The sequence below is a fragment of the Streptomyces sp. NPDC093064 genome (assembly GCF_044754605.1).
In the GTDB taxonomy this organism is placed as follows: domain Bacteria; phylum Actinomycetota; class Actinomycetes; order Streptomycetales; family Streptomycetaceae; genus Streptomyces.
Map to the genome: position 1 here is coordinate 59,905 of NZ_JBIVPK010000007.1, position 25,402 is coordinate 85,306.

Genomic DNA, 25,402 nt, shown 5'->3' on the forward strand with positions numbered 1-25,402 from the left:
GGGCACCCTCGTCCGCGTACGGCTACGAGCGTGGCTTGCGCTGCTTCTCCCCTGACATCACTGGAGCCTCATCAGCCACTGCATCCTGACCGGAAACGGACGTTTCCTTACTCGCGGCCTCCGGAGCGTCCTTGTCCAGCACAACGGGACCCTCGGTGCCTGCGCCCTCTTCGACGTCCTGCGTGCCGCCGTCCGTGTCGTCCGTGGCGTCCGGCTCGACCGTCTCTTCCCGGCCGGGCCGGAGCCGGGCCGAGAGGACCATGTAGACCACGGCCGCGATGAAGACGATCAACGCGGTCCAGTTGTTCAGCCGCAGGCCCAGGATGTGGTGGGCCTCGTCGACCCGCATGTACTCGATCCAGAACCGGCCCGCGCAGTACGCGGCGACGTACAGGGCGAACGCCCTACCGTGACCCATCTTGAAACGGCGGTCCGCCCAGAACACCAGCAGCGCGACGCCGACGCACCACAGCGACTCGTACAGGAACGTCGGGTGGTAGTACCCCGGCACCCGGCCGTCCGCCGAGGACGTGATGTGCAGGGCCCACGGAAGGTCCGTCTCCCGCCCGTACAGCTCCTGGTTGAACCAGTTGCCCCAGCGCCCGAACGCCTGTGCGAGCGCCAGGCCGGGAGCCACGGCGTCGGCATACGGCGGCAGCGCGATACCCCGGCGCCGGCAGCCGATCCAGGCACCGAGCGCGCCCAGCGCGACGGCTCCCCAGATACCGAGTCCGCCTTCCCAGACCTTGAAGGCGTCGACCCAGTTCCGGCCTTCACCGAAATAGAGTTCGTAGTCGGTGATCACGTGGTAGAGGCGACCGCCCAGCAGGCCGAACGGGACGGCCCAGACGGCGATGTCCCAGGCGGTGCCCTTCTTCCCACCACGCGCGACCCACCGGCGGTCGACGATCCAGAGGGCGACGAAGAGACCGACGAGGATGCTGAAGGCATAGCCGCGCAGCGGAATGGGACCGAGGTACAGCACACCGCGCGACGGGCTGGGGATGTAGGCAAGTTCCATGGCAGGGTCGACGCTACCGCAGCCGGAGCGGGGCCAAGGCAAGCAGCTCGGCTACGGGTCCATAACGGGCGGCTCGTGCCTCACTCATTTGCTGTCGGCCGCCTCCACCATCTGCTTCAGCTTCGCCGGGGTCATCGTCCGGTCCTGGAGGATGTTCTTCCCGTTCAGCAGGACGGTCGGGGTGCCCGAGAAGCTGCCGGTCTGGAAGGCCTGGTTGGACTTGTCGACCCAGCTGTCGTGCGTGCCGTTCTTGACGCACTTGTCGAAGGCCGCGGTGTTCAGGCCGCTCACCTTGCCCGCGAGCTGGATGAGCTTGCCGTTGTCGGCGAAGGCGTCGTCGGACTCCTTGGGCTGGTTCCGGTAGAGCACGTCGTGGTAGGCCGGGAACTTGCCGGCGTCCTGGGCGCAGGCCGCCGCGTTGGCCGAGCGCAGGGAGCCGGTGCCCCCGAGGTTTCCGTCGATCAATCTGACCAGGTGGTACTCGACTTTGAGCTTGCCGGCGTCGGCCAGCTCGTGGACCGTCGGCCGGTACATCGTCTCGAAGGCCTGGCAGGCCGGGCAGCGGAAGTCCTCCCACACGGTGAGCGTCGACTTGGCTCCGTCCCGGCCGACCGGGATCGCCAGGCTGTCCTTGCCCCGCGCGCCGGAGGGCCCCACGACCGGGCCCGAAGTGCTGCTCTTGTGCTTGCCGGAGTTGGCGGCGACCACGCCGATCACCGCCGCCAGGCCCAGGACGCACACGACGGTCGCGGCCACGATCAGTGTGCGCCGTCGCCTCTCCGCGTTCTTCTGCTTCTCCCGCTCGGCCGCCAGACGCTGCCGGGCGATGCGCTTTCCCTGATGGTTCTTCTCGCTCACACCCCCTGAACGAACCGGGGAGGCGCATTGCGCCTCCCCGGTGCCAGGACCACCCGTTCGGGCGATCGAAGGATGTGCCGCGGCCGTCGCTACGCCTGTCCGCGCACTCCGCTCGCCAGCTCGCCCGCGAGGGCGCGGACGGCCTCGACTCCGGCTGCCGGGTCCGGGGCCTCCAGCATCCGCTTGACGAAGGCCGAACCGACGATCACGCCGTCGGCGAAGCCGGCGACCTCGGCGGCCTGGGCGCGGCTGGAGACGCCGAGGCCGACGCAGACGGGCAGGCCGGTGCCGGTGGCCCGGGTGCGTTCCACCAGGTCCTGGGCCTGCGTGCCCACCGACTCACGGGTGCCGGTGACGCCCATCAGGGAGGCGGCGTAGACGAATCCGGAACCGGCCGCGGTGATCTCGGCGAGCCGCTCGTCCTTGCTGCTGGGCGCGACGACGAACACCGTCGCCAGACCGTGCTTCTCGGCGTGCTCCCGCCACAGGGCCGACTCCTGGACCGGCAGGTCCGGCAGGATGCAGCCGGCGCCGCCCGCCTCGGCGAGTTCCGCGGCGAACCGCTCGACGCCGTAGCGGTCGACCGGGTTCCAGTACGTCATGACGAGCACCGGCTTGCCGGTGGCCGCGTGGGCCTCCTTCACCGTCCGCATGACGTCCGCGATCCGGACGCCGCCGCGCAACGCGATGTCGTCCGCGGTCTGGATGACCGGACCGTCCAGGACCGGGTCGCTGTGCGGCAGCCCGACCTCGACGACGTCGGCGCCGCCGTCGAAGACGGCCTTGATCGCCTCGATGCCGCCGTCCACGGTCGGGAACCCGGCCGGCAGGTAGGCGATGAGCGCGGACCGGCCCTCCGCCTTGGCGGCGGCCAGCGTGTCGGTCAGCAGCCGGCCCTGTCCACCGGTCGATGCAGTCCCGCTCACTTGGCGTCCCCCTCGATCTCGGCGGTGTCGGCTTCGTCGGCGGCCACCTCGGCGTCGGTGTCGTACAGGCCGAAGTAGCGGGCGGCGGTGTCCATGTCCTTGTCGCCGCGGCCGGAGAGGTTGACCACGATCAGTCCGTCCTCGCCCAGTTCCCGGCCCACTTCCAGGGCGCCGGCCAGCGCGTGCGCGCTCTCGATCGCCGGGATGATGCCCTCGGTCCGCGACAGCAGGCGCAGCGCCTGCATGGCCGCGTCGTCGGTGATCGCGCGGTACTCGCCGCGGCCGGAGTCCTTGAGGTAGGAGTGCTCGGGGCCGATGCCGGGGTAGTCGAGGCCGGCGGAGATGGAGTACGGCTCGGTGATCTGGCCCTCGTCGTCCTGGAGGACGTAGGAGCGGGAGCCGTGCAGGATGCCGGGCTCGCCCGCGGTCAGGGTGGCCGCGTGCTCGCCGCTCTCGATGCCGTGCCCGGCGGGCTCGCACCCGATGAGGCGGACGCCGGTGTCCGGGATGAAGGCGTGGAAGAGGCCGATGGCGTTGGAGCCGCCGCCGACACAGGCGATGGCGGCGTCGGGCAGGCGCCCGGCGCGATCGAGGAGCTGGCGGCGCGCCTCGACGCCGATGACCCGGTGGAAGTCGCGGACCATGGCCGGGAAGGGGTGCGGTCCTGCGACCGTCCCGAACAGGTAGTGGGTGTGGTCGACGTTGGCGACCCAGTCGCGGAACGCCTCGTTGATGGCGTCCTTCAGGGTACGGCTGCCGGACTTCACGGCGACGACCTCGGCGCCGAGCATGCGCATCCGGGCCACGTTCAGGGCCTGCCGCTCCGTGTCGATCTCACCCATGTAGATCGTGCACTGGAGGCCGAAGAGCGCGCAGGCGGTGGCGGTCGCGACGCCGTGCTGTCCGGCGCCGGTCTCGGCGATCACCCGGGTCTTGCCCATCCGCCGGGTGAGCAGGGCCTGGCCGAGCACGTTGTTGATCTTGTGGGAGCCGGTGTGGTTGAGGTCCTCGCGCTTGAGGAACACGCGGGCGCCGCCGGCGTGCTCGGCGAAGCGGGGCGCCTCGGTGAGGGCGCTGGGGCGGCCGGTGTAGTGGGCGAGCAGGTCGTCGAGTTCGCGGGCGAACTCGGGGTCGGCCTTCGCCTTGTCGTACTCGACGGCGACCTCGTCCACGGCGGCGACGAGCGCCTCCGGGATGAACTTGCCGCCGAACGCGCCGAAGTAGCCTTCGGCGCTCGGCACCTGGCCCTCCGGGTCGGGAATGAAGAACTCGCTGGGCATGCGGATACCTCACAGGGGCGTCTGCCCCGGGATCGGTGGGTCTGAGGGTCACGGTAGTCGCGTGCGCGTGCCGTGCTCCGGGTGTGCGGGCACGGCGTCAGCGGGCGGGCCACTCGGCCGGCGGGCGGACCGCGGTCGCGGTACGGCGGCACGGGCCGGGAGCGGCGGGGGCGGGGCGACCGGCCAGGGACCGGACGACGCTGCTCAGCTCACCGCTGGTGGCGCGCACGCGGGCGACGCCATCGCATGCCGTTGACCTGACCCGGTTCGTCGCCGATGACGTACCGCACCCTGCGGCCGTGCACACGGCGTGCGGGCGCGCGGCAGCCACGGGGCCGGCAGCCGCGCGCAAGGCGGGCGTACGGGTCCCGGGAGGGTTCGGCGATCGGGAGGGTCATCGGGGCACACACTACCGGCGTACGGCCACTCGGGTGAGCGGCTCGCTCAGCTCCGCCCGTGCCGCAGAGCCGGGTGCGCCCCGGCCGCCACCAGGTCGGCGACCGCCGTCTTCGGGTCGCGGCCGGTGACGAGGGACTCGCCGACCAGGACCGCGTCGGCGCCGGCGTTGGCGTAGGCGATGAGGTCGTGCGGGCCGCGCACGCCGGACTCGGCGATCTTGACGAGACCGTCCGGGATCTCCGGGGCCACCCGCTCGAAGGTGTCGCGGTCGACCTCGAGCGTCTTCAGGTTGCGCGCGTTGACGCCGATCACCTTGGCGCCCGCGTCCACCGCGCGCTCGACCTCCTCCTCGTCGTGGACCTCGACGAGCGGGGTGAGTCCGATGGACACCGCACGCTCGATCAGCGACTCCAGGGCCGGCTGGTCCAGGGCGGCGACGATCAGCAGGGCGAGGTCGGCGCCGTAGGCCCGGGCCTCCCACAGCTGGTAGGAGGTGACGATGAAGTCCTTGCGCAGGACCGGGATGTCCACGCTCGCGCGGACCGCCTCCAGGTCGGCCAGCGAGCCGCCGAAGCGGCGCTGCTCGGTCAGCACCGAGATGACGGAGGCGCCGCCCGCCTCGTAGTCCGCGGCGAGCCCGGCCGGGTCGGCGATCGCGGCCAGTGCGCCCTTGGACGGGCTGGAGCGCTTGACCTCGCAGATCACCTTGACGCCCTCGCCGCGCAGTGCGGCGGCCCCGTCCTTGGCCGCGGGCGCCTTCGCCGCGCGCTCCTTGAGCTCGTCGAGGCTGACGCGCGCCTGCCGCTCCGAAAGGTCGGCACGGACTCCGTCGATGATCTCGTCGAGCACACTCACGCGAGCGGCCCCCTTCCAGACGGTGGACTGTTCCAGCGGGTCGAACGGCCCCCGGTGGTCCGCCGCGAACCGATCAGGCGGGCAAAACCGGTGGTTACTGCGATGGTATCCGGAGCCGGGCGCCGACCTCGCATCCGGTGGACGGCGGTCCCACTACCTGGACATACCGGGCCCGATCAAGGATGGAGCCAGCCACCGAACGGCAGGTTCCGGACAACGGTGAACGCCAGCAGCAGGGCACCGAGGCTCCACAGGTGCGCAGTCCCGAGTACCAGGCGCGGCGGCCGCCCGCGCACGGCGCGCAGCACCCACAGCGTCCACACCACGGCGAAGACCAGGTAGCCCGCGACGGCCAGGGCGTTGTCGTGCAGGGCCGTCGCGAAGTCCCCGTGGACAAAGGCGTGGGCGCTGCGCAGCCCGCCGCAGCCGGGGCAGTAGAGACCGGCGTAGCGCAGCAGGGGGCAGACCGGGTAGTGGCCGGGCTGGTTGGGGTCCACGGCCCCGACGTAGGCGAAGGCGCCGGCGACGGCGGTCAGGACCCCGGCCGGGACCGCGAGCCGCCTGAGCACGGCCGTGGCGTGCGTGGGGACGGCGGTGGCTTCCTGGGTGCGCCGCGGGCGGGGTATGGGCGTCCGGCCGTGCGTCACCCTCCGGCTGTCGGGGTTCACGCCTCGCATTCTGCCCCGGACCGGGCACACACGCGCGCGAGGGGCGGCACCGGGCCGCCCCTTGGGCTGTCGGGTGGTACGGGTCCGCCCCGTGCGGACCTCAGCTCTCGGCGCGGGCCGGCTCGCGCGGGCCGACCTGGTGCACCGGGTGCTCGTTCTTCTGGCCGAGGCCCATCATGCGCATGATGCCGCCGACGACGCCGCCGGCCAGCACGATCCCGATGCCGGCCCAGAAGCCGACCGGCTGAGCCATCACCATGAAGGCGCCCGCGACGCAGAAACCGATGAAGGCGATGATGACACCGGTCCAGGCGGCCGGGGTGTGACCGTGGCTGCTGCCCGCCATGACTTGCTCCTCGTTGCTGTGTTCTTGTCTGAGCCGGACGCTCGGTTCCATTGTCCCGTACGCGTGCACACGACGTGAGCGGGGGTGGCACCTCGCGACCGCCGTCCGGGCACGGCGGAAAGCGCGCCCGGCCGGGCGGCGGTCAGGCGGGTCCGGAGCCGGTCGGGTCCTCGCCCCGGTCGAGGGCCTTCCACAAGTCCTCGGGGCGGTCGGGGTCGACCGGGCGGGTCGCACGGGAGCGGGGGGCGCCGGAGCGCTCGTAGCGGCCGGACATGGCCGGCCACAGGCGGCCGTAGCGCAGAGCGAGCAGGCCGGCCAGGAGCAGCAGCGCCCCGCCGACGGCGGCGACGTAGGGCCAGCCGGTGTGGCTGAGCGCGGCGGCGGTCGCGGCGGTGTCGCCGGAGACCTGGGCGGCCTTCTCGTCGAGGGCGCTGCCGCCGCCGGCACCGAACAGGGCGGCGGCGACCGTGCCCGCACCGGAGAGCGCGAGCAGCACGGCGACCAGGACGCGGCCGGAGCGGCGGACGGCGAAGACGGCGACGAGCGCGGCCAGGCCCACTATGGCCAGCGCCGCGGGCACGCCCGTGACCTCGCTGCCCTTGGCGGTCAGCGGGAAGGCGCCGCCGGCCACCGTCGCGGTGCCCTCCGCCCAGCGCTGCCGGGTGGCGAGCAGTGCCACGGCCGCGCCGAGCGCGCCGCACAGCAGGGCGACGGCGAGGCTGCGGCGGCCGGACCGGGCGGGGGCGGCGGCTTCGGAACGGGGGTGAGGTAGGGCAATCACGTACTCCACTATCGCTCGGGCCGCGGGCGTGGCGTCATCCGGGGTTCATGTGCCGGACGTGAGAAACGCCCTACTGTCCCAGCCGGTTCGCGGTGTGCACCGCCCGCAGGACGGCCGCCGCCTTGTTGCGGCACTCGGTGTCCTCGGCCACCGGGTCGGAGTCGGCGACGATGCCGGCGCCCGCCTGGACGTAGGCGGTGCCGTCGCGCAGCAGGGCGGTGCGGATGGCGATGGCGGTGTCGGAGTCGCCGGCGAAGTCCAGGTAGCCCACGCAGCCGCCGTACAACCCCCGCCGGGACGGCTCGAGTTCGTCGATGATCTGCATGGCCCGCGGCTTCGGGGCGCCCGAGAGGGTGCCGGCCGGGAAGCAGGCGGTCAGCACGTCGAAGGCGGTGCGGCCCGCCGCGACGCGTCCGGTCACGGTGGAGACGATGTGCATGACGTGCGAGTACCGCTCGACGGACATGAAGTCGACGACCTCCACGGAGCCCGGCTCGCAGACCCGGCCCAGGTCGTTGCGTCCGAGGTCGACGAGCATCAGGTGCTCGGCGCGCTCCTTGGGGTCGGCGAGCAGTTCCTCGGCGAGGGCCTGGTCCTGCTGCGGGGTGGCGCCGCGCGGCCGGGTGCCGGCGATGGGGTGGACCATGGCCCGACCGTCCTCGACCTTCACCAGGGCTTCCGGGCTGGACCCGACGACGTCGAATCCGTCGAACCGGAACAGGTACATGTACGGCGACGGGTTGGTCGCCCTGAGCACCCGGTAGACGTCCAGCGCGCTCGCCGTGCACGGCGTTTCGAAGCGCTGCGAGGGGACGACCTGGAAGGCCTCGCCCGCGCGGATGCGCTCCTTGACGTCCTCCACGGCCGCCCGGAAGTCCTCGCCGCCCCACAGCGCGGTGTACTCGGGCAGTTCGGAGGGCGGCAGCGCGGCGGGCGGCTGGACGACCGGGCGGGACAGGTCCGCCTCCATGGCGTCCAGGCGGGCCACCGCGTCGGCGTACGCCTCGTCGACGCCGGCGTCCAGGTCGTTGTGGTTGATCGCGTTGGCGATCAGCAGGACCGTGCCGTCCCAGTGGTCGAGGACCGCGAGGTCGGAGGTGAGCAGCATGGTCAGCTCGGGCAGCCGCAGGTCGTCGCACTCGCCGGGGCCGATCTTCTCCAGGCGGCGCACGATGTCGTAGCCGAGGTAGCCGACCATGCCGCCGGTGAAGGGCGGCAGGCCCAGGTCGTGGGCGAGGTCGCGGGGGGTGTGGAGGGTCTCGACGGTGGTGCGCAGGGCGGCGAGCGGGTCGCCCTCGGCGGGGACGCCGACGGGCGGGGCGCCGAGCCAGTGGGCCTGGCCGCCGCGCTCGGTGAGGGTGGCGGCGCTGCGTACGCCGACGAAGGAGTACCGAGACCAGGTGAACGCAGTACGGCCGTTCTCCGCGGACTCCAGCAGGAAGGTGCCGGGGCGCTCGGCGGCGAGCTTGCGGTAGAGCCCGACCGGGGTGTCGCCGTCGGCGAGGAGCTTGCGGGTGACCGGGATGACGCGGCGGTCGGTGGCGAGCTTGCGGAACGTCTCGAGGTCCATGGCGGCTGACCCTACTGACCTTCGGCCGTCGCGCCGGAACCGGCGTCCTTCAGCAGGACGTCGGCGTCGAAGCAGGTGCGGTCGCCGGTGTGGCAGGCGGCGCCCACCTGGTCGACCTTGACCAGCACGGTGTCGGCGTCGCAGTCCAGGGCGACGGACTTGACGTGCTGCACGTGCCCGGAGGTGTCGCCCTTGACCCAGTACTCCCGGCGGCTGCGCGACCAGTAGGTGCAGCGGCCGGTGGTCAACGTGCGGTGCAGCGCCTCGTCGTCCATCCAACCGAGCATCAGTACCTCGCCGCTGTCGTACTGCTGGGCGATGGCGGGCAGCAGCCCGTCGGCGCTGCGCTTGAGGCGGCGGGCGATCTCCTGGTCGAGGCTGCTGGGCGTGGGCGTAACGGGCGTGCTGCTCATGGGTGCCATTGTGCCGCGCGGGACCGGTGGCCGGGGCGGCGTTCCACTGGCTGGGCGCCGCGGCGCGACGGGGGTCCGGACGCCGGACCCCGGGGCGGCTCGGCGCCGCGGGCTGGCCGGTCGACGGGTGGGCGGACTCGCTACGTGGTCGTAGGCTGACCACATGTCGACCTTTGCCAAGCGTGAACGGCTCCTTCTCGCCGATCTCTTGGAGACCGCCGGTCCCGAGGCGCCCACCCTCTGCGAGGGGTGGCTCACCCGTGATCTGGCGGCGCACGTGGTGGTGCGCGAGCGGCGTCCCGACGCGGCCGGGGGCGTGCTGATCAAGCCGCTGGCGCCCCGCCTCCAGAAAGTGATGGAGGAGTACGCGGCCAAGCCGTACGAGGAACTGATCCAGCTGATCCGTACCGGCCCGCCCCGCTTCTCACCCTTCCAGCTCAAGCAGATCGACGAGGCGGCCAACACCGTCGAGTTCTACGTCCACACCGAGGACGTGCGCCGCGCCCAGCCCGACTGGACGCCGCGCGAGCTCGACCCGGTCTTCCAGGAGACCCTGTGGTCCCGGCTGGAGCGCACCGCGCGGCTGCTGGGCCGGGGCATCCCCACCGGCCTGGTCCTGCGCCGCCCCGACGGCCGGACGGCCGTCGCGCACCGGGGCACGCCGGTCGTGACGGTGACGGGCGAGCCGTCGGAGCTGCTGCTGTTCGCGTTCGGCCGGCAGGGCACGGCCCGGGTCGAGACGGTCGGCGACCAGGACGCGATCATGAAGCTGTCGGAGACGAAGCAGCTGGGGCTCTGACCCCCGCCGGGCCGCCTCGGCGGGGTCAGTGGGGCAGTTCGGCGCGGCGCAGGGCGGGGGCGGCCAGGGCCACGACCCCGCCCAGGGCGCACACCGCCGCGCTGGCGACGAACACCGGGCCGGTTCCCCAGGCTCCGATCGCGGCGGCCGATAGCGGCATGCTGAGCGGGGCGAAGCCGAGGCTGATCAGGCCGCCCACGGCGGTGACCCGCCCGAGGTAGGCCGGATCGGTCTGGGTCTGCAGCAGTGCGCCGCACAGGGCGCCGCTGAGTCCGACGAGGAGGCCGATCAGTACGGCCACCGAGGCGGCGGCGACGACGCTCGGGACGAAGGCGAGGGCGCCGATGGCCACGGAGCCGACCAGGATCATGTACGCGGCCACGTGTCCGGCGTGCGACAGCCGGCCGCGCACCGCCAGCAGCAGGGAGGCCGTGCCCGCCCCGGTGCCGAATCCCGCCAGTACCCAGCCCATCCCGGAAGCGCCCCAGCCGCGCTGGTCGGCCAGCAGGGCCAGGCCCACGTTGAGCGGGGCGACGAAGCCGAGGTCGCCGAAGACGATGGCCAGCATCAGCGGGCCGAGGACACGGTGGCGGCGGATGTAGCGCAGGCCCGCCACCAGGTCGCGCCAGGGGGTGCTGTCGGCGGTGCCGGCGGTGTCGTCCTGCGGCAGGTCCCGGATCCGTACGGAGAGCAGCAGTGGCAGGGACACGGCGATCAGCAGTCCAGCGCACCCGAACGCCGCCGCGGCGCCGCCGAGTGCGACGCCGAGGCCGCCGAGCGGCGCGCCGACGACGCTCGCGAACCTGATCGCCAGCCCCCGCATGCCCTGCACGCGCGCGAGCTGGTCCCGGCTCGTCACCCGCGCGGGCAGGGCGCCCACCGCGGGCATGAACACGGCGTCCACGGTGCCGAAGACCAGGGCGAGGAGGGCCAGCAGCCACAGGCCGGGGCTGGCGAGCCACAGCAGGGCGGCCACCGCCAGGACGGCGGCGCAGCGTACGGCGTCGCTGCCGATCACGACTCTGCGCGGCCCGAGCCGGTCGGCGACCACTCCCCCGCCCAGCATCAGCAGGGCCCTGGGCAGCGCGCTGACCGCCATCACCACTCCGGCCTGCGCGGGCGATCCGGTGCGGACCGCCGCCCAGGACAGGGCGATGTAGTAGATGTTGTCCCCGATCATCGACGCGGTGTAGGCGGCGATCCACCGCAGCACGTTGCCGTCGCGGTGGGCGGGGCGCTCGGCGGCGCGTTCGCCGTCGGATATCGCGGAGGCGGTGGTCAAGACAGTGGCCTTTCTCGGACGCGGAACTCTCAGACGCGGAACGGGAACCCGTACGTGTGCAGCGCGATGTGTTCGCGCCCTTCGGTGTCGCCGGCCGCCTCGCGGGCCCGGCTCTGCTCGTCGTACTTCCTCACCAGGTCGTGCATGGCCTTGTTGAGCTCGGCCAGTTCGGCGGCCGTCAGCCGCAGCAGCGACTCCGAGTCGAAGGCGGCCTCGTTCCACTCCGCTCCCCAGTGGGAGCGCTCGTCGAGGTAGGTGCGGTACATCTCGACTCGCTGCTCCAGGAAGAGCCGGGAGGCCGCGAGGTGCGCCGCCACCTTCTCGGGCGCGTCCCGGAAGTCCTTGTCGCGGACGGAGACGCCGCCCGAGGCCGGCTGCCACCAGCGTTCCCGCGCGTCCCCGCTGCGCGGCTCGGCCTCCTCGATCAGACCGCGCTCGGCGAGCTTGCGCAGGTGGTAGCTGACCAGGGACACAGCTTCGTCCACCTGTTCGGCCAGATGCGAGGCGGTCGCCGTCTCGGCCACGAACAGCAGCCGGTAGAGCTTCATGCGCAGTGGATGGGCGAGCGCCTTGAGCGTGCCCAGATCAGTGATCTTCCGGTTCTCCTCGCGTGGCATGCGCCCACCCTAGATACGAAAGAAAAGTTGCGCAATAAGAATTGCGCAACTTTCCTTTCGCGTATCCTCATGAGAAGGCCCCGGCCACCTCACGAGGCGACCGGGGCCATGCGCTGCCCAGGTCCTGTCGTCACATTCCCGTCGTCGCCCGAAGGGCGGCTCCGCGGCGTCTGGTGCGTGCTCTCGGCGTGCCGGGCGGAAGTCCTCGTACTGGACGTACTTGGGCTTTCGCCCGGTGTGGCGAGAGTGCGTGCCAGGCGTCGCGGGGCAGGCGGGAATGTGACGACAGGGCCTAGGGCTACCTGACGGGGTGGCCCGCCCCGCGCAGGGCCTCCTTGACCTGGCCGATGCGCAGGTCGCCGAAGTGGAAGACCGAGGCGGCCAGGACCGCGTCCGCGCCGGCTGTGACGGCCGGGGCGAAGTCGGCGAGCTTGCCGGCGCCGCCCGAGGCGATCACCGGTACCGTCACGTGCTTGCGGACGGCCGCGATCATCTCCAGGTCGTAGCCGTCCTTCGTGCCGTCCGCGTCCATCGAGTTGAGCAGGATCTCGCCCGCGCCCAGCTCCGCCGCCCGGTGCGCCCACTCCACCGCGTCGATGCCGGTGCCACGGCGGCCGCCGTGGGTGGTCACCTCGAAGCTCCCGGAGGGAGTGCGGCGGGCGTCCACCGACAGGACCAGCACCTGGCGGCCGAAGCGCTCGGCGATCTCCCGGATCAGGTCCGGGCGGGCGATCGCGGCCGTGTTGACACCCACCTTGTCCGCGCCCGCCCGCAGCAGCTTGTCGACGTCCTCGGTGGTGCGGACGCCGCCGCCCACCGTCAGCGGGATGAACACCTGCTCGGCGGTGCGGCGCACCACGTCGTACGTCGTCTCCCGGTCGCCCGAGGACGCGGTGATGTCCAGGAACGTCAACTCGTCGGCGCCCTCGGCGTCGTACACCTTGGCCATCTCGACGGGGTCGCCGGCGTCACGCAGGTTCTGGAAGTTGACGCCCTTGACCACCCGGCCGCCGTCCACGTCCAGGCAGGGGATGACTCGGACCGCCAGGGTCATGAATCCACGGCTCCTCTGTATGCCTCAAGCTCGATCTCGACCAGGATGCGCGGATCCACGAAGCCCTCGACCACCAGCAGGGTCGAGACCGGGCGCACCGAGTCGAACAGTTCCTTGTGGGCCCTGCCCACCTCGTCCACGTCCCGCAGATGGGTCAGATACATCCGGGTCCGGACCACCGACTCGGGGCCCAGTCCGAACTCGGCGATCGCCTCCAGCGCGCTGGTGAACGCGACCTTCGCCTGCTCGTACGGATCGCCCTCCCCGTACAGCACACGGCCCTTGAAGCCCGTCGTGCCGGCCACCAGGACCCGGTCGCCCGCCGCCACGGCGCGCGCGTAACCGAATGCCTCTTCCCAAGGACTTCCGCTCTGCACACGCCGTACGGCTTCCGACGTCATGACGCCACTGCCTCCAAGGCCTCTTCCAGGGTGAACGCCTTCGCATACAGGGCCTTCCCGACGATGGCGCCCTCGACACCGAGCGGCACCAGGCCGGCGAGCGCCCGCAGGTCGTCGAGCGAGGAGACACCGCCCGACGCCACCACCGGGCGGTCGGTCGCCGCGCAGACGTTCCTCAGCAGTTCCAGGTTGGGACCCTGAAGGGTGCCGTCCTTGGCGATGTCGGTGACGACATAGCGCGCGCAGCCCTCCTCGTCGAGGCGCTCCAGCGTCTCGTACAGGTCGCCGCCGTCGCGGGTCCAGCCGCGGCCGCGCAGCGTGGTGCCCCGTACGTCCAGGCCCACCGCGATCCGGTCGCCGTGCCGGGCGATGACCTCGGCGACCCACTCCGGGGACTCCAGGGCGGCGGTGCCGAGGTTCACGCGGGTGCAGCCGGTGGCCAGGGCGGCGGCCAGGGTGTCGTCGTCGCGGATGCCGCCGGACAGCTCCACCTTGATGTCCATGGCCCGGGCGACCTCGGAGATCAGCTCGCGGTTGTCGCCGGTGCCGAACGCGGCGTCCAGGTCCACCAGGTGCAGCCACTCGGCGCCCGCGCGCTGCCAGGCCAGGGCGGCCTCCAGCGGAGAGCCGTACGAGGTCTCCGTGCCGGACTCGCCGTGCACGAGGCGCACGGCCTGGCCGTCGCGGACGTCGACGGCGGGGAGGAGTTCGAGCTTGGCCATGTCTCTACAGGGTTCCGATCCAGTTGGTGAGCAGCTGCGCTCCGGCGTCGCCGGACTTCTCGGGGTGGAACTGGGTGGCCCACAGGGCGTCGTTCTCCACGGCGGCCACGAAGGGCTTGCCGTGCGTCGCCCAGGTCACCCTGGGGGCGTTCAGCACCGGGTTGTGGGTCTCCAACCGCCAGTCGTGGACGGCGTAGGAGTGCACGAAGTAGAAGCGGGCGTCCGCGTCCAGGCCTGCGAACAGCTCCGATCCTGCCGGCGCCTGCACCGTGTTCCAGCCCATGTGGGGCACGACATCGGCCTCGAGCGGCTCGACCGTGCCGGGCCACTCGTCCAGGCCCTCGGCCTCCATCCCGTGCTCGATGCCGCGCGCGAAGAGGACCTGCATACCGACGCAGATGCCCATCACCGGCCGCCCGCCGGACAGCCTGCGGTCGATGATCCAGTCGCCGCGCACGTCCTTCAGGCCCCGCATGCAGGCGGCGAAGGCGCCCACGCCCGGCACCAGCAGACCGTCGGCGTTCATCGCCGCGTCGTAGTCGCGGGTGATCTCGACGTCGGCTCCCGCGCGGGCGAGGGCCCGCTCGGCGGAGCGGACGTTGCCGAAGCCGTAGTCGAAGACCACCACCTTTTTCGCGCCGGTGCTCAATTCCACACCTCCAGCCGCATCACGCCCGCGACGAGGCACATCGCCGCGCCGATGGACAGCAGCACGATGAGGCTCTTCGGCATCTGCTGCTTGACGAAGGAGATGATGCCGCCGAGCAGGAACAGGCCGACGACGATCAGCAGGGTCGACAGACCGGTCACAGCGCGCCCTTCGTGGAAGGGATGATGCCGGCCGCGCGCGGATCGCGCTCGGACGCGTACCGCAGGGCCCGGGCCAGCGCCTTGAACTGGCACTCCACGATGTGGTGCGCGTTGCGCCCGTAGGGCACGTGCACGTGCAGCGCGATCTGCGCCTGGGCGACGAAGGACTCCAGGATGTGGCGGGTCATCGTGGTGTCGTACTCGCCGATCATCGGCGCCATGCTCTCGGGCTCGGTGTGCACGAGGTACGGGCGGCCGGACAGGTCGACGGTGACCTGGGCGAGCGACTCGTCCAGCGGGACCGTGCAGTTGCCGAAGCGGTAGATGCCCACCTTGTCGCCGAGCGCCTGCTTGAAGGCGGCGCCCAGCGCGAGGGCGGTGTCCTCGATGGTGTGGTGGGAGTCGATGTGCAGGTCGCCGTCCGTCTTCACGGTCAGATCGAACAGACCGTGCCGGCCGAGCTGGTCGAGCATGTGGTCGTAGAAGCCGACACCGGTGGCGATGTCGGTCCTGCCGGTGCCGTCGAGGTCGATCTCGACCAGGACCGAGGTCTCCTTTGTGGTGCGCTCGACCCTGCCGACGCGTCCCTCGCGAGTCATCCGCTCTGCTCCTGTTCCTTCTTCAGTTCCCGTACCGCGTCGAGGAACGCGTCGTTCTCCTTCGGCGTTCCCGCGGTGACCCGCAGCCATCCGGGTACGCCGTTGTCCCGGACCAGGACGCCCCGGTCCAGGATCCGCCGCCAGGCGGTGTGGGCGTCCTCGAACCGCCCGAACTGGATGAAGTTGGCGTCCGACTCGATCGCGTCGTAGCCGATCGCGCGCAGTTCGCCGACCAGCCGGTCCCGCTCGGCCTTCAGCTGCTCGACATAGCCCAGCAGCGTGTCGGTGTGCTCCAGGGCGGCCAGCGCCGTCGCCTGCGTGATCGCCGAGAGGTGGTACGGCAGCCGGACCAGCTGCACGGCGTCCACGACCGCCGGGTGCGCCGCGAGGTAGCCCAGGCGCAGGCCGGCGGCGCCGAACGCCTTGGACATGGTGCGGGAGACGACCAGGTGCGGCCGGCCCTCGAGCAGCGGCAGCAGCGAGGCGCCGTGGCTGAACTCGATGTACGCCTCGTCCACGATCACCATGGACGGCTTGGCCGCCTGCGCGGCCTCGTACAGCGCGAGGACGGTCTCCGGCGGCACCGCGTTGCCGGTGGGGTTGTTGGGGGTGGTGACGAAGACGACGTCCGGGCGGTGCTCCGCGATCGCCCGCTCGGCGGCGGCGAGGTCGATCGTGAAGTCCTCGCGGCGCGGCCCGGAGATCCAGCCCGTGCCCGTGCCGCGCGCGATGAGCGCGTGCATGGAGTACGAGGGCTCGAAGCCGATCGCGGTGCGGCCCGGACCGCCGAAGGCCTGGAGCAGTTGCTGGATGACCTCGTTGGAGCCGTTGGCCGCCCAGACGTTCTCGACGCCGACCCGGTGACCGCCCGTCCTCGTCAGGTACCTGGCGAGCTCGGTGCGCAGCTCCACCGCGTCCCGGTCGGGATAGCGGTTGAGGCCGCGGGCGGCCTCGCGCACCCGCTGGGCGATCCGCTCGACCAGCGGCTCGGGCAGCGGGTAGGGGTTCTCGTTGGTGTTCAGCCGTACGGGGACGTCCAACTGGGGCGCGCCGTAAGGGGACTTGCCGCGCAGCTCGTCCCGTACGGGAAGGTCGTCGATTCCGAAGCTCACTTGCCGCTCACTTGCTCGTCGGTACCTTCCAGCCGAACCTCGCCTTGATCGCCGCTCCGTGCGCCGGGAGGTCCTCCGCCTCCGCCAGCGTCACCACGTGGTGGGCGACCTCGGCGAGGGCGTCCCGGGTGTAGTCCACGATGTGGATGCCGCGCAGGAAGGACTGGACGGACAGGCCCGAGGAGTGGCAGGCGCAGCCGCCGGTGGGGAGCACGTGGTTGGAACCGGCCGCGTAGTCGCCGAGCGAGACCGGCGCCCAGGGGCCGACGAAGACCGCTCCGGCGTTGCGCACCCGGTCGGCCACCGCCGCCGCGTCGGCCGTCTGGATCTCCAGGTGCTCGGCGCCGTAGGCGTCGACCACCTTCAGTCCCTCGTCGAGGCCGTCGACCAGGACGATCGCGGACTGCTTGCCGGACAGGGCCGGGCGGATCCGGTCCTCGACGTGCTTCGTCGCCGCGACCTGCGGCTCCAGCTCCTGCTCGACCGCGTCCGCGAGCCCCGGGGAGTCGGTGACCAGGACGGCGGCGGCCAGCGGGTCGTGCTCGGCCTGGCTGATCAGGTCGGAGGCGACGTGCACCGGGTCGGCGCCGGCGTCCGCGAGGATCGCGATCTCGGTGGGGCCGGCCTCGGTGTCGATGCCGATCTTGCCGGTGAAGTAGCGCTTGGCGGCGGCGACCCAGATGTTGCCGGGGCCGGTGACCATGTTCGCGGGCGGGCAGGACTCGGTGCCGTGGGCGAACATCGCGACGGCCTGGGCGCCGCCGGCCGCGTACACCTCGTCGACGCCGAGCAGGGCGCAGGCGGCGAGGATCGTCGGGTGCGGCAGCCCGCCGGACTCGGCCTGGGGCGGCGAGGCGAGCGCGATCGACTCGACGCCGGCCTCCTGGGCGGGCACGACGTTCATGACCACGGAGGACGGGTAGACCGACCGGCCGCCCGGCGCGTACAGCCCGACGCGCTCGACGGGCACCCACTTCTCGGTCACCGAGCCGCCGGGCACCACCTGGGTGGTGTGCGTGGCACGGCGCTGCTCGCGGTGGACGAGCCGGGCGCGCCGGACGGACTCCTCCAGGGCCGCGCGCACGTCCGGGTCGAGCTTCTCCAGCGCGTCCTCGAGTGCCTGCACCGGAACCCGCACCGACTCCAGACGTACACCGTCGAACTTCTCGGCGAAGTCGATCAACGCCGCGTCCCCGCGATGATGCACGGCCTCGCAGATCGGGCGCACCTTCTCCAGGGCGACCGAGACGTCGAAGTCGGCTCGGGGCAGCAGGTCGCGCAGGGCGGGTCCCTCGGGGAGGGCGTCGCCGCGCAGATCGATTCGGGAGATCACGGTGTCAATTCTCTCAGACCGCGCGCGGGCACCGTCCGTCCGTATCAGTGGCTGATACAGAACGCCGTATCAGTGGCCGGTACGGAACACGGAAGGTCCCCTTCACGTTTCGTGTTCAGAGCGTCACCGATCGGGCATGACCGCTTGTACGAAGCGTAGTCAACCAGCGAGTAGCCGGGGAGGGAGGGAGGATCGTGGCCGAGGGGGCCGGCGTCCACTCCGGGGACCTGTCCGACGACCTGACCGCCACCGAGGCGGGAATGTGGCAGGCCTTCCGCAACGGCAGCGTGTACGACCTGCGCACCGGCGACGCCGTGGTGGACGATCCGCACGGCGGGCATCCGTGGGGGCCCGAGCGGACCGTGCGGGCGCGCGTCGTCTGCTGGCTGCTGCTCGACGGGCCGCCCGCGCTCGCCGGGCGCGTGTCGTCGCTGAAGCTCCACGGCCTGCGGATCACGGGCGCCCTGGACCTCGCCGGGGGCGCGGTGCTGCCGTACATGGAGCTGAACGGCTGCCGGTTCGACCAGGAGGTCCTGCTGCCGGAGGCGCACTTCACCACCGTGCGGCTGGTGGACTGCGCGGTGCCGCGGCTGGAGGCGGCCCGTGTGCGCACCGAGGGCGACCTGCATCTGCCGCGCTGCCGGTTCACCGGCGGTATACGGCTGACCGACGCGCACATCGGCACGGACCTGCTGCTCAACCAGGCGGTCGTGCACCGGGACCGCGCCGGCCGCTCGATAGCCGCCGACGGGATGACGGTGGGCCAGGACCTCCAGGCGGAGCTGCTGGAGTCGTACGGCGAGTTCAGCCTGCGCAGCGCGAAGATCGGCGTGTCGCTGAGCCTGCGCGGCGCGCGGCTCGCCAACCCGCAGGAGCGGTTCGCGCTGAACGCGCCGCAGCTCACCGTGGAGCGCACCCTGTACCTCACCCCGGCGGGCGTCGGCGGACCGCTGAGCGGAGTGACGCCCGCGCACGGGACCCGGATTCAGCCGTTCGAGTGCCGGGGCGGGCTGCGCCTGGACGACGGGCGGTTCGGTGACGCGGTCGATCTTGAACGGGCCCGTTTCACGCTCACCGACGAGCAGGTGCTGTCGCTGCGCCGGGTGCAGACGCCGGAGCTGCGCTTCCTCGGGGAGCGGCCGCCGCGCGGGCAGGTGCTGCTGTCCGGGGCGCGGGTCGTCACCCTCGTCGACCGGGCGAGCAGCTGGCCCGCCCCGGGCAGCCTGCACATGGGCGGCTTCGCCTACGAGAACCTGGTGCCGCGGGGCCCGTTCCCGCTGACCGAGCGGCTGAACTGGGTGGCGGCGGCGACCGCCGAGTACAGCCCAGAACCGTACGAGCGCCTTGCCGCCGTGCTGCGGGAGGCGGGCGAGGACGTGGACGCGCGCGAGGTGCTGCTCGCCAAGCAGCGCCGCCGCCGCGAGACCCTGCCGCTCGCCGCCAAGCTCGTGGGCTACCTCCAGGACTGGACGGTGGCCTACGGATACCGGCCCGGCCGGGCCGCGGTGTGGATGGCAGTGCTGTGGGCGGCCGGCTCGCTCGCCTTCGCGCACGCGGGCCCACCCCCGGCCGACCCCGGCGGCCACCCGGAGTGGAACCCCGCCCTGTTCGCCCTGGACCTGCTGCTGCCGGTCGTCGACCTGGGCCAGGCGGGCGAGTGGCAGCTGCGCGGCGGCTGGCAGTGGCTCGCCGCGGCACTGATCCTGCTCGGCTGGACCCTGGCCACGACGGTGGCGGCGGGAGCGACCCGGCTGCTGCGGCGGAGCTAGTGCTAGTGCTGTGACCGGAAAGGTTTGCCGGAAAGCTCGCGGCGTCCGGTGCTGGGGGCACCTCCCACGCCCTTCAGGCAGTGGGGGAGCATCGCAAGGCGGAGCATCGCCCGCGTACTGGACGTACTCGGGTGATGCGACAACGCGGCTGGGGGTCCCCCCTGCTCGAAGAGCTTGGGGGAGCCGTGCCGGGCGTCGCGAGCCGGTGAACCTTTCCGGTCGCAGCACTAGGCGCTGCTGCCGCGGAGCCAGGGCGGTGAGCGGGTACGGCGGTTTCATGGAACCGGGCGTGGCGATCGGGGTGCCGGCGACGGGCGACAGTTGTTGAAAGCGTCACCTTTTACTTGACCTTGACCATCCGCCGTACAACTTTCCCCGCCTTGCCCGAACCCCCTGGCGCGTCCGCGACCTGCGTCTTTCAATGGTCGGCACCATGGCATCGCTGCCCGCTTTCATCCGCCCCACCCGGATGACAAGAACCGCCCCCAGCCCCGCCGCCGGGCTCCCCTCCGATGACGAGGTCCTCCTCGACGCACCGGACGAACCACTCGGCCCGGCGCTGGTCGCCGCCGCCCAGGGCGCGTACGGGCCCGCCGCGGCACTGCTCGCCGGCACCCGGGAGAGGGCCCGGTGGGAGGAGCGCGACCGGTACGTGACGCGGCTGGCCGCCATCGCCCGCTCGCGCCCGGAGTGGCTGGACGCCTGGCGGGCCGCCACCCCGCACGACCCGGACGCGCTGCTGGTCGCCGCCCAGCTCGCGGTCGACCGCGCCTGGCCCTCGCCCGCGCGGGCCGAGCTGCTGCGCGGGGTCAGCCCGCTGCTCACGACCGCCGCACGCGCCGACGGCCGCGATCCGGTGCCGTGGCGGATCGCGCTGGACCACGCGCGCGGCAGCCGCGCCGGGCACCGCTACTTCGAGGAGCTGTGGGAGGCCGCGGTCCGCCGCGCCCCGCACCACTACGGCTGCCATGTGGCCGCCCTGCGCTATCTGGCCGCCTCCTGGCACGGCTCGCACCGCGAGTGCTTCGACTTCGCCGACCTGGCCGCCCAGGACGCCCCGGCCGACTCGCTCGTCCAGGCGCTGCCCGTGCGGGCTGCCTTCGCCTATCTGACCGACGGCTGCGGGCCGCGGGTGCCGAGGGCCCGGCTGTACGCGGCGGCCGACCGGGCGATCGCCTTCTCCGCCCGCTTCCCGGCGGCCGTGACCTGGCCCGCGGAGATCCGCAACCTGCTGACCTGCGTCCTGCTGCGGCTCGAACGCCACGAGGACGCCCTCGCCCAGCTGCGCCTGATCGGCCCGTACGCCACCTCCTTCCCCTGGGACCGGCTGTCGGACGACCCCCTCGGCCTCTTCCTGAAACTGCGCGCCGGCCTGGGGTCGGCACCGCTCGCGCGGCCGTCCCGGCGCCCGCGATACGGGCTCGGCGGACGCGCCCGTCGCGGCGAGCATTAGGCTTTTGCGCCGTGACCACCGCCCGCCTTCCGCTCTTCCCCCTGAACACGGTGCTGTTCCCGGGGCTGGTGCTGCCCCTGAACGTCTTCGAGGAGCGCTATCGCGCCATGATGCGCGCGCTGCTGAAGACACCCGAGGACGAACCGCGCCGGTTCGCCGTCGTGGCGATCCGTGACGGCCACGAAGTGGCCGTGAGCGCCCCGGGCATGCCCGATCCGACCGCACTGCCCGAACGCGGTCCCGCCGCCGGCTTCGGCCCCGATCCGGCCAAGGCCTTCCACTCCGTGGGCTGCGTGGCGGACGCGGCGACGATACGGGAGCGGGCCGACGGCTCCTTCGAGGTGCTGGCCACGGGCACCACCCGGGTCCGGCTGCTGTCGGTGGACGCCTCCGGTCCGTACCTCGTGGCGGAACTGCAGGAGCTGACCGAGGAGCCCGGCGACGAGGCGGGCGCGCTGGCCGAGGGGGTGCTGCGGTCCTTCCGCCAGTACCAGAAGCGGCTGGCGGGCGCGCGGGAGCGGTCGCTGTCGACAGCCGCGGAGCTGCCGGACGAGCCGAGCGTGGTGTCGTACCTGGTGGCGGCAGCGATGATGCTCGACATTCCGACGAAGCAGCGGCTGCTCCAGGCACCCGACGTCTCCTCCCGGCTGCGTGACGAGCTGAAACTCCTTCGCGGGGAGACGGCGATCATCCGTAGTCTGCCGTCGTTGCCGGCCGCGGAGCTGACCCGCGGCCCGACGAGTCTCAACTGAAGGAACGGGTCGGGATGGCCAAGAAGGCGAAGAAGCAGCAGGAAAAAGGGTCGGGCGGCACCCCGGCGACGGTGGCGCTGACCGCGGCGGGCGTGCCCTACACCGTCCACTCCTACGACCACGACCCCTCCCACCCCTCCTACGGCGAGGAGGCGGCCGAGGCGATGGGCGTCTCTCCGGACCGGGTCTTCAAGACGCTGGTGGCGGACGTCGACGGCGCCCTGACGGTGGCCGTGGTGCCGGTCGCGGGCTCCCTGGACCTCAAAGCCCTGGCGGCCGCGGTCGGCGGCAAGCGGGCGGCCATGGCCGACCCGGCCCTCGCGGAACGCACCACCGGCTATGTCCGCGGCGGCATCTCCCCGCTCGGCCAGCGCAAGAGGCTCCCCACGGTCCTGGACGACTCGGCCCCGGCCCACGCCACCATCTGCGTCTCGGCGGGCCGCCGCGGCCTGGAGGTGGAACTGTCCCCGGGCGACCTGGTGGACCTCACGAACGCGACTCTCGCCCCGATCGGTCGCGGCTGACGGGCCCGCGCCCGCGCGCCGCCCATGACGGCTGCCGGCGGGCGAGACCGGGCCGTGGCCCGTCCTGCCGGCCCCCGCGTCCGCGCCACACCCCGTCCGCCGGACAGACTCTGACCGGCTAGGGCGCCGAGGACCCTCCGTACGAACCGTCTCCGTGCGAACCGTGCCCAGGCGCACCGTCTCCGGGCGAACCGTGCCCGTGTGCCCCGTCCCCGTGCACCGCAGGCCCGTACATCTCCGGGTCCCGCGGCCCGAACAGGGCCGTCAGCCCCAGGTGGACGATCAGCGCGGCCAGCGACCAGGCCAGCAGCGCCCCCAGGGCCTCGAGCTTCAGCGGCGCCGGGAACGTCACCCCTTTGCCCACGGCCTTGGCGTGGGCGACCACGTCCTGCTCGGGCCCGAGCCACACCCCGAGCCGCCACGCCAGCAGCGACCCGAGCAGTCCTCCGACGCAAAGGGACACCACCAGCGGCACGCCTCCGCGCCGCCGCACCAGGAAGACGACCACCGCGCTCAGCACACCGAAGGCCAGGGCCAGCAGCGTGAACGTGCCGTCGACGCCGATCGCCTGCTCCCCCTCGGTGTCCTTGAGGTAGACGACCCAGTTGCTCCCGGACACATCGGCGATCAACGGCACCCGGGGCGCCAGCCGCAGCCAGAGCAGTCCCAGCGGCACTCCGCAGAGGGCCACGGCGACCATGACGACGACGGCCTCCCGGATCTCGGCCGCCCAGCCGGGCCCGTCCTGTTCGTACGCGCTCACCGGCCGGGCTCCGGCGGGCGGCACCTGCCAGGACTGCCGGGGCGAGACCGGCCCCGGCTGCGGGGCCTGCCCGGATCCCGATCCGGAGGACTCAGACGACTCTGAGGACCCGGAATGCTGTGAGGAGCGCCGGTGCGGCGGTGGTGGCGGAGTCAACGGAGCGGTCACCTTGTCATCGTGCCAGTTGCGGGAGACGGCCGCGTCACCGGACGGCGGCCCGGCGATAGGCCCAGGTGGCGACGGCCAGCGAGACCACCCCGACCCCGGCGCAGACGGCCATGTCACCGGCCACCAGAGCCCAGTCGGGACGGGCCGCGAAGGTGTGCGCGTAGGCCTCCACGCCGTACGTGGACGGCAGCAGGTTGCGCAGCAGCCGTACCGCCCCGGGCATGCGGTCAGGCGGCAGCACACCGAGCAGCAGCGCCGCGGACATGCCCAACTGGCCCAGCAGGGTGGCCAGTTCCGGGCGCGGGGCGAGTAGCCCGCAGGCCGCGCCGAGCCCGGAGAGCGCGGCACCGGCGAGCGGGATCACCACCACCAGCACCCACAGGTTGCCGAGCGGCAGCCCGAACAGCACGCACCCGAACACGGCGGTCACCAACGTGCCCGGCACCGTGAAGGAGGCGTACGCGGCCGCCGCGCCCAGCACCACGGCCGCGGGCGGCACCGGCAGCGTCGCGTAGTGGTCGAGCCCGCCGCTGGCCCGCAGCTGCCCGAAGTACTGGGTGAGCAGGTTCAGGGCGACGTAGGCGACGACGACGACCGAGGCGCCGGACACCACGAACCGGGCCTCGCTCCCGCCGCTGACCACGCCCCGCATCATGATCATGATGCCGACGGACTGGAAGGTCGCCACGAACAGCAGCGGGATCCGCGCCACCCGCGCCCGGGACAGCTGGGCCCGGTACACGGCGGCCAGCGACGGCCACAGCCGCGCGCGCGGCCCGAGCACGGCCGCCTCACCGGCGCCGCCGTCCTGCACGGCCGTCGCGCCCGGCAGCACACCGGCGGGTACGACACTCACGTCGAACTGCTCCCTTTCCCTGCGGCAGCGCAAGCGGCCGGGTTGCCTCCGGCAGCGAACGACGCGGCCCGCTTGTCCGCGGCGGCGAACGCGGCGGGCGCGTTCGCGTCTCCCGCACCGGACGGGTTCCCCCCGGCGCCCGCGTAGTCCTCTGCGGATCCGTCGCTCCCCGCGCTCATGCCGTTCATGCGGCTCATGACTTCACCAGCCCCTGCCGGGCGGCGCCGCCCAGCGCCAGGTACACGTCCTCCAGGCTGGGCGTGGTCAGGGTGAAGTCGTCCAGGGCGGCGAAGGCGGCCCCGCCGGTGACCGTGGCGACGGCGGCGCGGGCCTCCTCGGGCGCCAGCCGCAGCGTCCAGCGGCGGCCCGACTCCACGGCCCGCTCCCTGAGCACGGCGACCTCCGCCACCTCCAGGGGCGCCCGCTCCCGCCACACCAGCTCGACCCGCACCTCGCCGGAGACCCGCTCCTTGAGCCGGGCCGGGGTGTCGCAGGCGATGACCCGGCCCTGATCAAGGACCGCGACCCGGTCCAGGACCGTCTCGGCCTCGATGACGTTGTGGGTGACCAGCACGACGGTAGTGCCGCGTTCGGCGCGCCGCCGGTCGACGGCGGACCACACCGCCCGCCGGGCCACCGGGTCCATCCCGGTGGTCGGCTCGTCGAGCACCAGCAGCGGGCGCTGGCCGACCAGCGCGGACGCGAAGCAGGCGAGCCGCCGCTGGCCGCCGGAGAGCTTCTTCAGCGGGCGCCCGGCGATCGGCGCGAGACCCAGTTCGTCGAGGACGGCGTCCCGTTCGGCCCGGGCCCGCCTGAGGTCCAGGCCGCGCAGCCGCCCGGTGGTCTCGGCGGCGAGCGAGACGGTCAGCTCGTCCAGGGCGGTGGACTCCTGCCCGAGGTAGGCGAGGATCCGCGCGGCCCGCTCGGGGTGCGCCACGATGTCGTGGCCGAGGATCTCGACCGTGCCGCTGTCGGGGCGCAGCAGCCCGGTGAGCTGGCGTACGAGGGTGGACTTGCCGGCGCCGTTCGGTCCGAGCAGCCCGAAGATCTCGCCGCGCCGGACGTCGAGCTCGACCGCGTCGGTGGCCAGCACGGCGGGCGTCCCGGGAGCGCCGCGCCGGCCGCGTACCGCGGGGTAGGTCCGGGTCAGTCCGCGCACCGCGCACACGACGTCGTCCCCGGGCCGAAGTGCCTGTGCCGTGCGCGTACTCACAAGGGACGAGGGTACGGGGTCGCGGAGCCCCACTCGCCCTCGGGGCGCCCCGAGCCGG

At 72.8% G+C, this 25,402-nt stretch carries 29 protein-coding genes; 5 read left to right on the forward strand and 24 right to left on the reverse strand.

Going from position 1 to position 25,402, the window contains the following annotated elements; all coding sequences use genetic code 11:
• Positions 1-22 precede the first annotated feature (22 nt).
• The 11 genes from lgt to hisI all read right to left on the reverse strand — a co-directional run bounded on the left by lgt (position 23) and on the right by hisI (position 9,117).
• Positions 23-1,021 (reverse strand): prolipoprotein diacylglyceryl transferase, encoded by a 999-nt coding sequence (lgt, locus tag ACIQFZ_RS11155; protein ID WP_383056029.1) that lies wholly within the window; start codon positions 1,019-1,021, stop codon positions 23-25.
• 84 nt (positions 1,022-1,105) lie between these two features.
• Entirely contained in the window at positions 1,106-1,879 is a 774-nt protein-coding gene (locus ACIQFZ_RS11160) for a thioredoxin domain-containing protein (protein ID WP_365775146.1), read from the reverse strand.
• Positions 1,880-1,968: 89 nt separating this feature from the next.
• Positions 1,969-2,805: a tryptophan synthase subunit alpha gene (gene trpA / locus ACIQFZ_RS11165; protein ID WP_365422007.1), complete on the reverse strand. Its 837-nt coding sequence runs from the start codon at positions 2,803-2,805 to the stop codon at positions 1,969-1,971.
• Entirely contained in the window at positions 2,802-4,085 is a 1,284-nt protein-coding gene (trpB, locus tag ACIQFZ_RS11170) for a tryptophan synthase subunit beta (RefSeq protein ID WP_402691103.1), read from the reverse strand. The genes trpA and trpB overlap by 4 nt, the downstream gene beginning before the upstream one ends.
• A gap of 209 nt (positions 4,086-4,294) precedes the next feature.
• Positions 4,295-4,483 carry a tryptophan biosynthesis modulator TrpM gene (trpM, locus tag ACIQFZ_RS11175; RefSeq protein WP_361411586.1) on the reverse strand — a complete coding sequence of 63 codons (189 nt, stop codon included), beginning with the start codon at positions 4,481-4,483 and terminating at the stop codon, positions 4,295-4,297.
• Between the two features lie 46 nt (positions 4,484-4,529).
• Positions 4,530-5,339, reverse strand: a complete 810-nt coding sequence (gene trpC / locus ACIQFZ_RS11180; protein WP_365422001.1) for an indole-3-glycerol phosphate synthase TrpC — start codon at positions 5,337-5,339, stop codon at positions 4,530-4,532.
• Positions 5,340-5,515: 176 nt separating this feature from the next.
• A complete protein-coding gene (locus ACIQFZ_RS11185) occupies positions 5,516-6,016 on the reverse strand; it encodes a DUF2752 domain-containing protein (RefSeq protein ID WP_365775148.1) in 501 nt (166 codons plus the stop codon).
• A 91-nt stretch (positions 6,017-6,107) separates the two neighbouring features.
• Positions 6,108-6,353 (reverse strand): HGxxPAAW family protein, encoded by a 246-nt coding sequence (locus ACIQFZ_RS11190; protein ID WP_365421997.1) that lies wholly within the window; start codon positions 6,351-6,353, stop codon positions 6,108-6,110.
• Positions 6,354-6,495: 142 nt separating this feature from the next.
• On the reverse strand, positions 6,496-7,143 hold the full coding sequence (locus ACIQFZ_RS11195; RefSeq protein ID WP_402691104.1) for a TIGR02234 family membrane protein: 648 nt from the start codon (positions 7,141-7,143) through the stop codon (positions 6,496-6,498).
• Between the two features lie 61 nt (positions 7,144-7,204).
• Positions 7,205-8,704 carry an anthranilate synthase component I gene (locus ACIQFZ_RS11200; protein WP_383056038.1) on the reverse strand — a complete coding sequence of 500 codons (1,500 nt, stop codon included), beginning with the start codon at positions 8,702-8,704 and terminating at the stop codon, positions 7,205-7,207.
• Positions 8,705-8,715: 11 nt separating this feature from the next.
• Positions 8,716-9,117 carry a phosphoribosyl-AMP cyclohydrolase gene (hisI, locus tag ACIQFZ_RS11205; RefSeq protein WP_402691105.1) on the reverse strand — a complete coding sequence of 134 codons (402 nt, stop codon included), beginning with the start codon at positions 9,115-9,117 and terminating at the stop codon, positions 8,716-8,718.
• A gap of 163 nt (positions 9,118-9,280) precedes the next feature.
• Between hisI and ACIQFZ_RS11210 the strand changes: the two genes are divergently transcribed.
• Entirely contained in the window at positions 9,281-9,916 is a 636-nt protein-coding gene (locus ACIQFZ_RS11210; RefSeq protein ID WP_402691106.1) for a TIGR03085 family metal-binding protein, read from the forward strand.
• Between the two features lie 25 nt (positions 9,917-9,941).
• On the opposite strand, the gene ACIQFZ_RS11215 is transcribed toward ACIQFZ_RS11210, so the two are convergent.
• The 10 genes from ACIQFZ_RS11215 to hisD all read right to left on the reverse strand — a co-directional run bounded on the left by ACIQFZ_RS11215 (position 9,942) and on the right by hisD (position 17,846).
• Complete coding sequence (locus ACIQFZ_RS11215; protein ID WP_365775150.1) at positions 9,942-11,198, reverse strand: MFS transporter; 1,257 nt, start codon at positions 11,196-11,198, stop codon at positions 9,942-9,944.
• Positions 11,199-11,227: 29 nt separating this feature from the next.
• A complete protein-coding gene (locus tag ACIQFZ_RS11220) occupies positions 11,228-11,815 on the reverse strand; it encodes a helix-turn-helix domain-containing protein (protein WP_365421982.1) in 588 nt (195 codons plus the stop codon).
• Between the two features lie 298 nt (positions 11,816-12,113).
• Entirely contained in the window at positions 12,114-12,869 is a 756-nt protein-coding gene (gene hisF, locus ACIQFZ_RS11225; protein WP_365432186.1) for an imidazole glycerol phosphate synthase subunit HisF, read from the reverse strand.
• A complete protein-coding gene (locus ACIQFZ_RS11230) occupies positions 12,866-13,270 on the reverse strand; it encodes a RidA family protein (RefSeq protein ID WP_365432183.1) in 405 nt (134 codons plus the stop codon). The genes hisF and ACIQFZ_RS11230 overlap by 4 nt, the downstream gene beginning before the upstream one ends.
• Positions 13,267-13,992, reverse strand: a complete 726-nt coding sequence (gene priA / locus ACIQFZ_RS11235) for a bifunctional 1-(5-phosphoribosyl)-5-((5-phosphoribosylamino)methylideneamino)imidazole-4-carboxamide isomerase/phosphoribosylanthranilate isomerase PriA (RefSeq protein WP_402691107.1) — start codon at positions 13,990-13,992, stop codon at positions 13,267-13,269. The genes ACIQFZ_RS11230 and priA overlap by 4 nt, the downstream gene beginning before the upstream one ends.
• A 4-nt stretch (positions 13,993-13,996) precedes the next feature.
• Complete coding sequence (hisH, locus tag ACIQFZ_RS11240) at positions 13,997-14,647, reverse strand: imidazole glycerol phosphate synthase subunit HisH (protein ID WP_402691108.1); 651 nt, start codon at positions 14,645-14,647, stop codon at positions 13,997-13,999.
• Positions 14,638-14,802: a hypothetical protein gene (locus ACIQFZ_RS11245; RefSeq protein ID WP_172632997.1), complete on the reverse strand. Its 165-nt coding sequence runs from the start codon at positions 14,800-14,802 to the stop codon at positions 14,638-14,640. The genes hisH and ACIQFZ_RS11245 overlap by 10 nt, the downstream gene beginning before the upstream one ends.
• Positions 14,799-15,401, reverse strand: a complete 603-nt coding sequence (hisB, locus tag ACIQFZ_RS11250; protein ID WP_376395461.1) for an imidazoleglycerol-phosphate dehydratase HisB — start codon at positions 15,399-15,401, stop codon at positions 14,799-14,801. The genes ACIQFZ_RS11245 and hisB overlap by 4 nt, the downstream gene beginning before the upstream one ends.
• Positions 15,398-16,513: a histidinol-phosphate transaminase gene (locus ACIQFZ_RS11255; RefSeq protein WP_383056046.1), complete on the reverse strand. Its 1,116-nt coding sequence runs from the start codon at positions 16,511-16,513 to the stop codon at positions 15,398-15,400. The genes hisB and ACIQFZ_RS11255 overlap by 4 nt, the downstream gene beginning before the upstream one ends.
• A 7-nt stretch (positions 16,514-16,520) precedes the next feature.
• Positions 16,521-17,846 carry a histidinol dehydrogenase gene (gene hisD / locus ACIQFZ_RS11260; protein WP_402691109.1) on the reverse strand — a complete coding sequence of 442 codons (1,326 nt, stop codon included), beginning with the start codon at positions 17,844-17,846 and terminating at the stop codon, positions 16,521-16,523.
• 194 nt (positions 17,847-18,040) lie between these two features.
• On the opposite strand from hisD, the gene ACIQFZ_RS11265 reads away from it, so the two are divergent.
• The 4 genes from ACIQFZ_RS11265 to ybaK all read left to right on the forward strand — a co-directional run bounded on the left by ACIQFZ_RS11265 (position 18,041) and on the right by ybaK (position 22,344).
• Positions 18,041-19,615, forward strand: coding sequence for an oxidoreductase (locus ACIQFZ_RS11265; protein ID WP_402691110.1), 1,575 nt, complete (start codon positions 18,041-18,043; stop codon positions 19,613-19,615).
• A 421-nt stretch (positions 19,616-20,036) separates the two neighbouring features.
• Positions 20,037-21,068, forward strand: coding sequence for a hypothetical protein (locus ACIQFZ_RS11270; protein WP_402691111.1), 1,032 nt, complete (start codon positions 20,037-20,039; stop codon positions 21,066-21,068).
• A gap of 11 nt (positions 21,069-21,079) precedes the next feature.
• Entirely contained in the window at positions 21,080-21,820 is a 741-nt protein-coding gene (locus ACIQFZ_RS11275; RefSeq protein WP_376653016.1) for an LON peptidase substrate-binding domain-containing protein, read from the forward strand.
• Between the two features lie 14 nt (positions 21,821-21,834).
• Complete coding sequence (gene ybaK / locus ACIQFZ_RS11280; protein WP_365426954.1) at positions 21,835-22,344, forward strand: Cys-tRNA(Pro) deacylase; 510 nt, start codon at positions 21,835-21,837, stop codon at positions 22,342-22,344.
• 118 nt (positions 22,345-22,462) lie between these two features.
• Here ybaK and ACIQFZ_RS11285 read toward each other — a convergent pair whose 3' ends face one another.
• The 3 genes from ACIQFZ_RS11285 to ACIQFZ_RS11295 form a co-directional block, all read right to left on the reverse strand.
• A complete protein-coding gene (locus ACIQFZ_RS11285; protein ID WP_402691112.1) occupies positions 22,463-23,275 on the reverse strand; it encodes a hypothetical protein in 813 nt (270 codons plus the stop codon).
• Positions 23,276-23,309: 34 nt separating this feature from the next.
• Positions 23,310-24,131 (reverse strand): ABC transporter permease, encoded by an 822-nt coding sequence (locus ACIQFZ_RS11290; RefSeq protein WP_402691113.1) that lies wholly within the window; start codon positions 24,129-24,131, stop codon positions 23,310-23,312.
• Positions 24,132-24,324: 193 nt separating this feature from the next.
• Complete coding sequence (locus tag ACIQFZ_RS11295; protein ID WP_365426980.1) at positions 24,325-25,299, reverse strand: ABC transporter ATP-binding protein; 975 nt, start codon at positions 25,297-25,299, stop codon at positions 24,325-24,327.
• Positions 25,300-25,402: the final 103 nt, after the last annotated feature.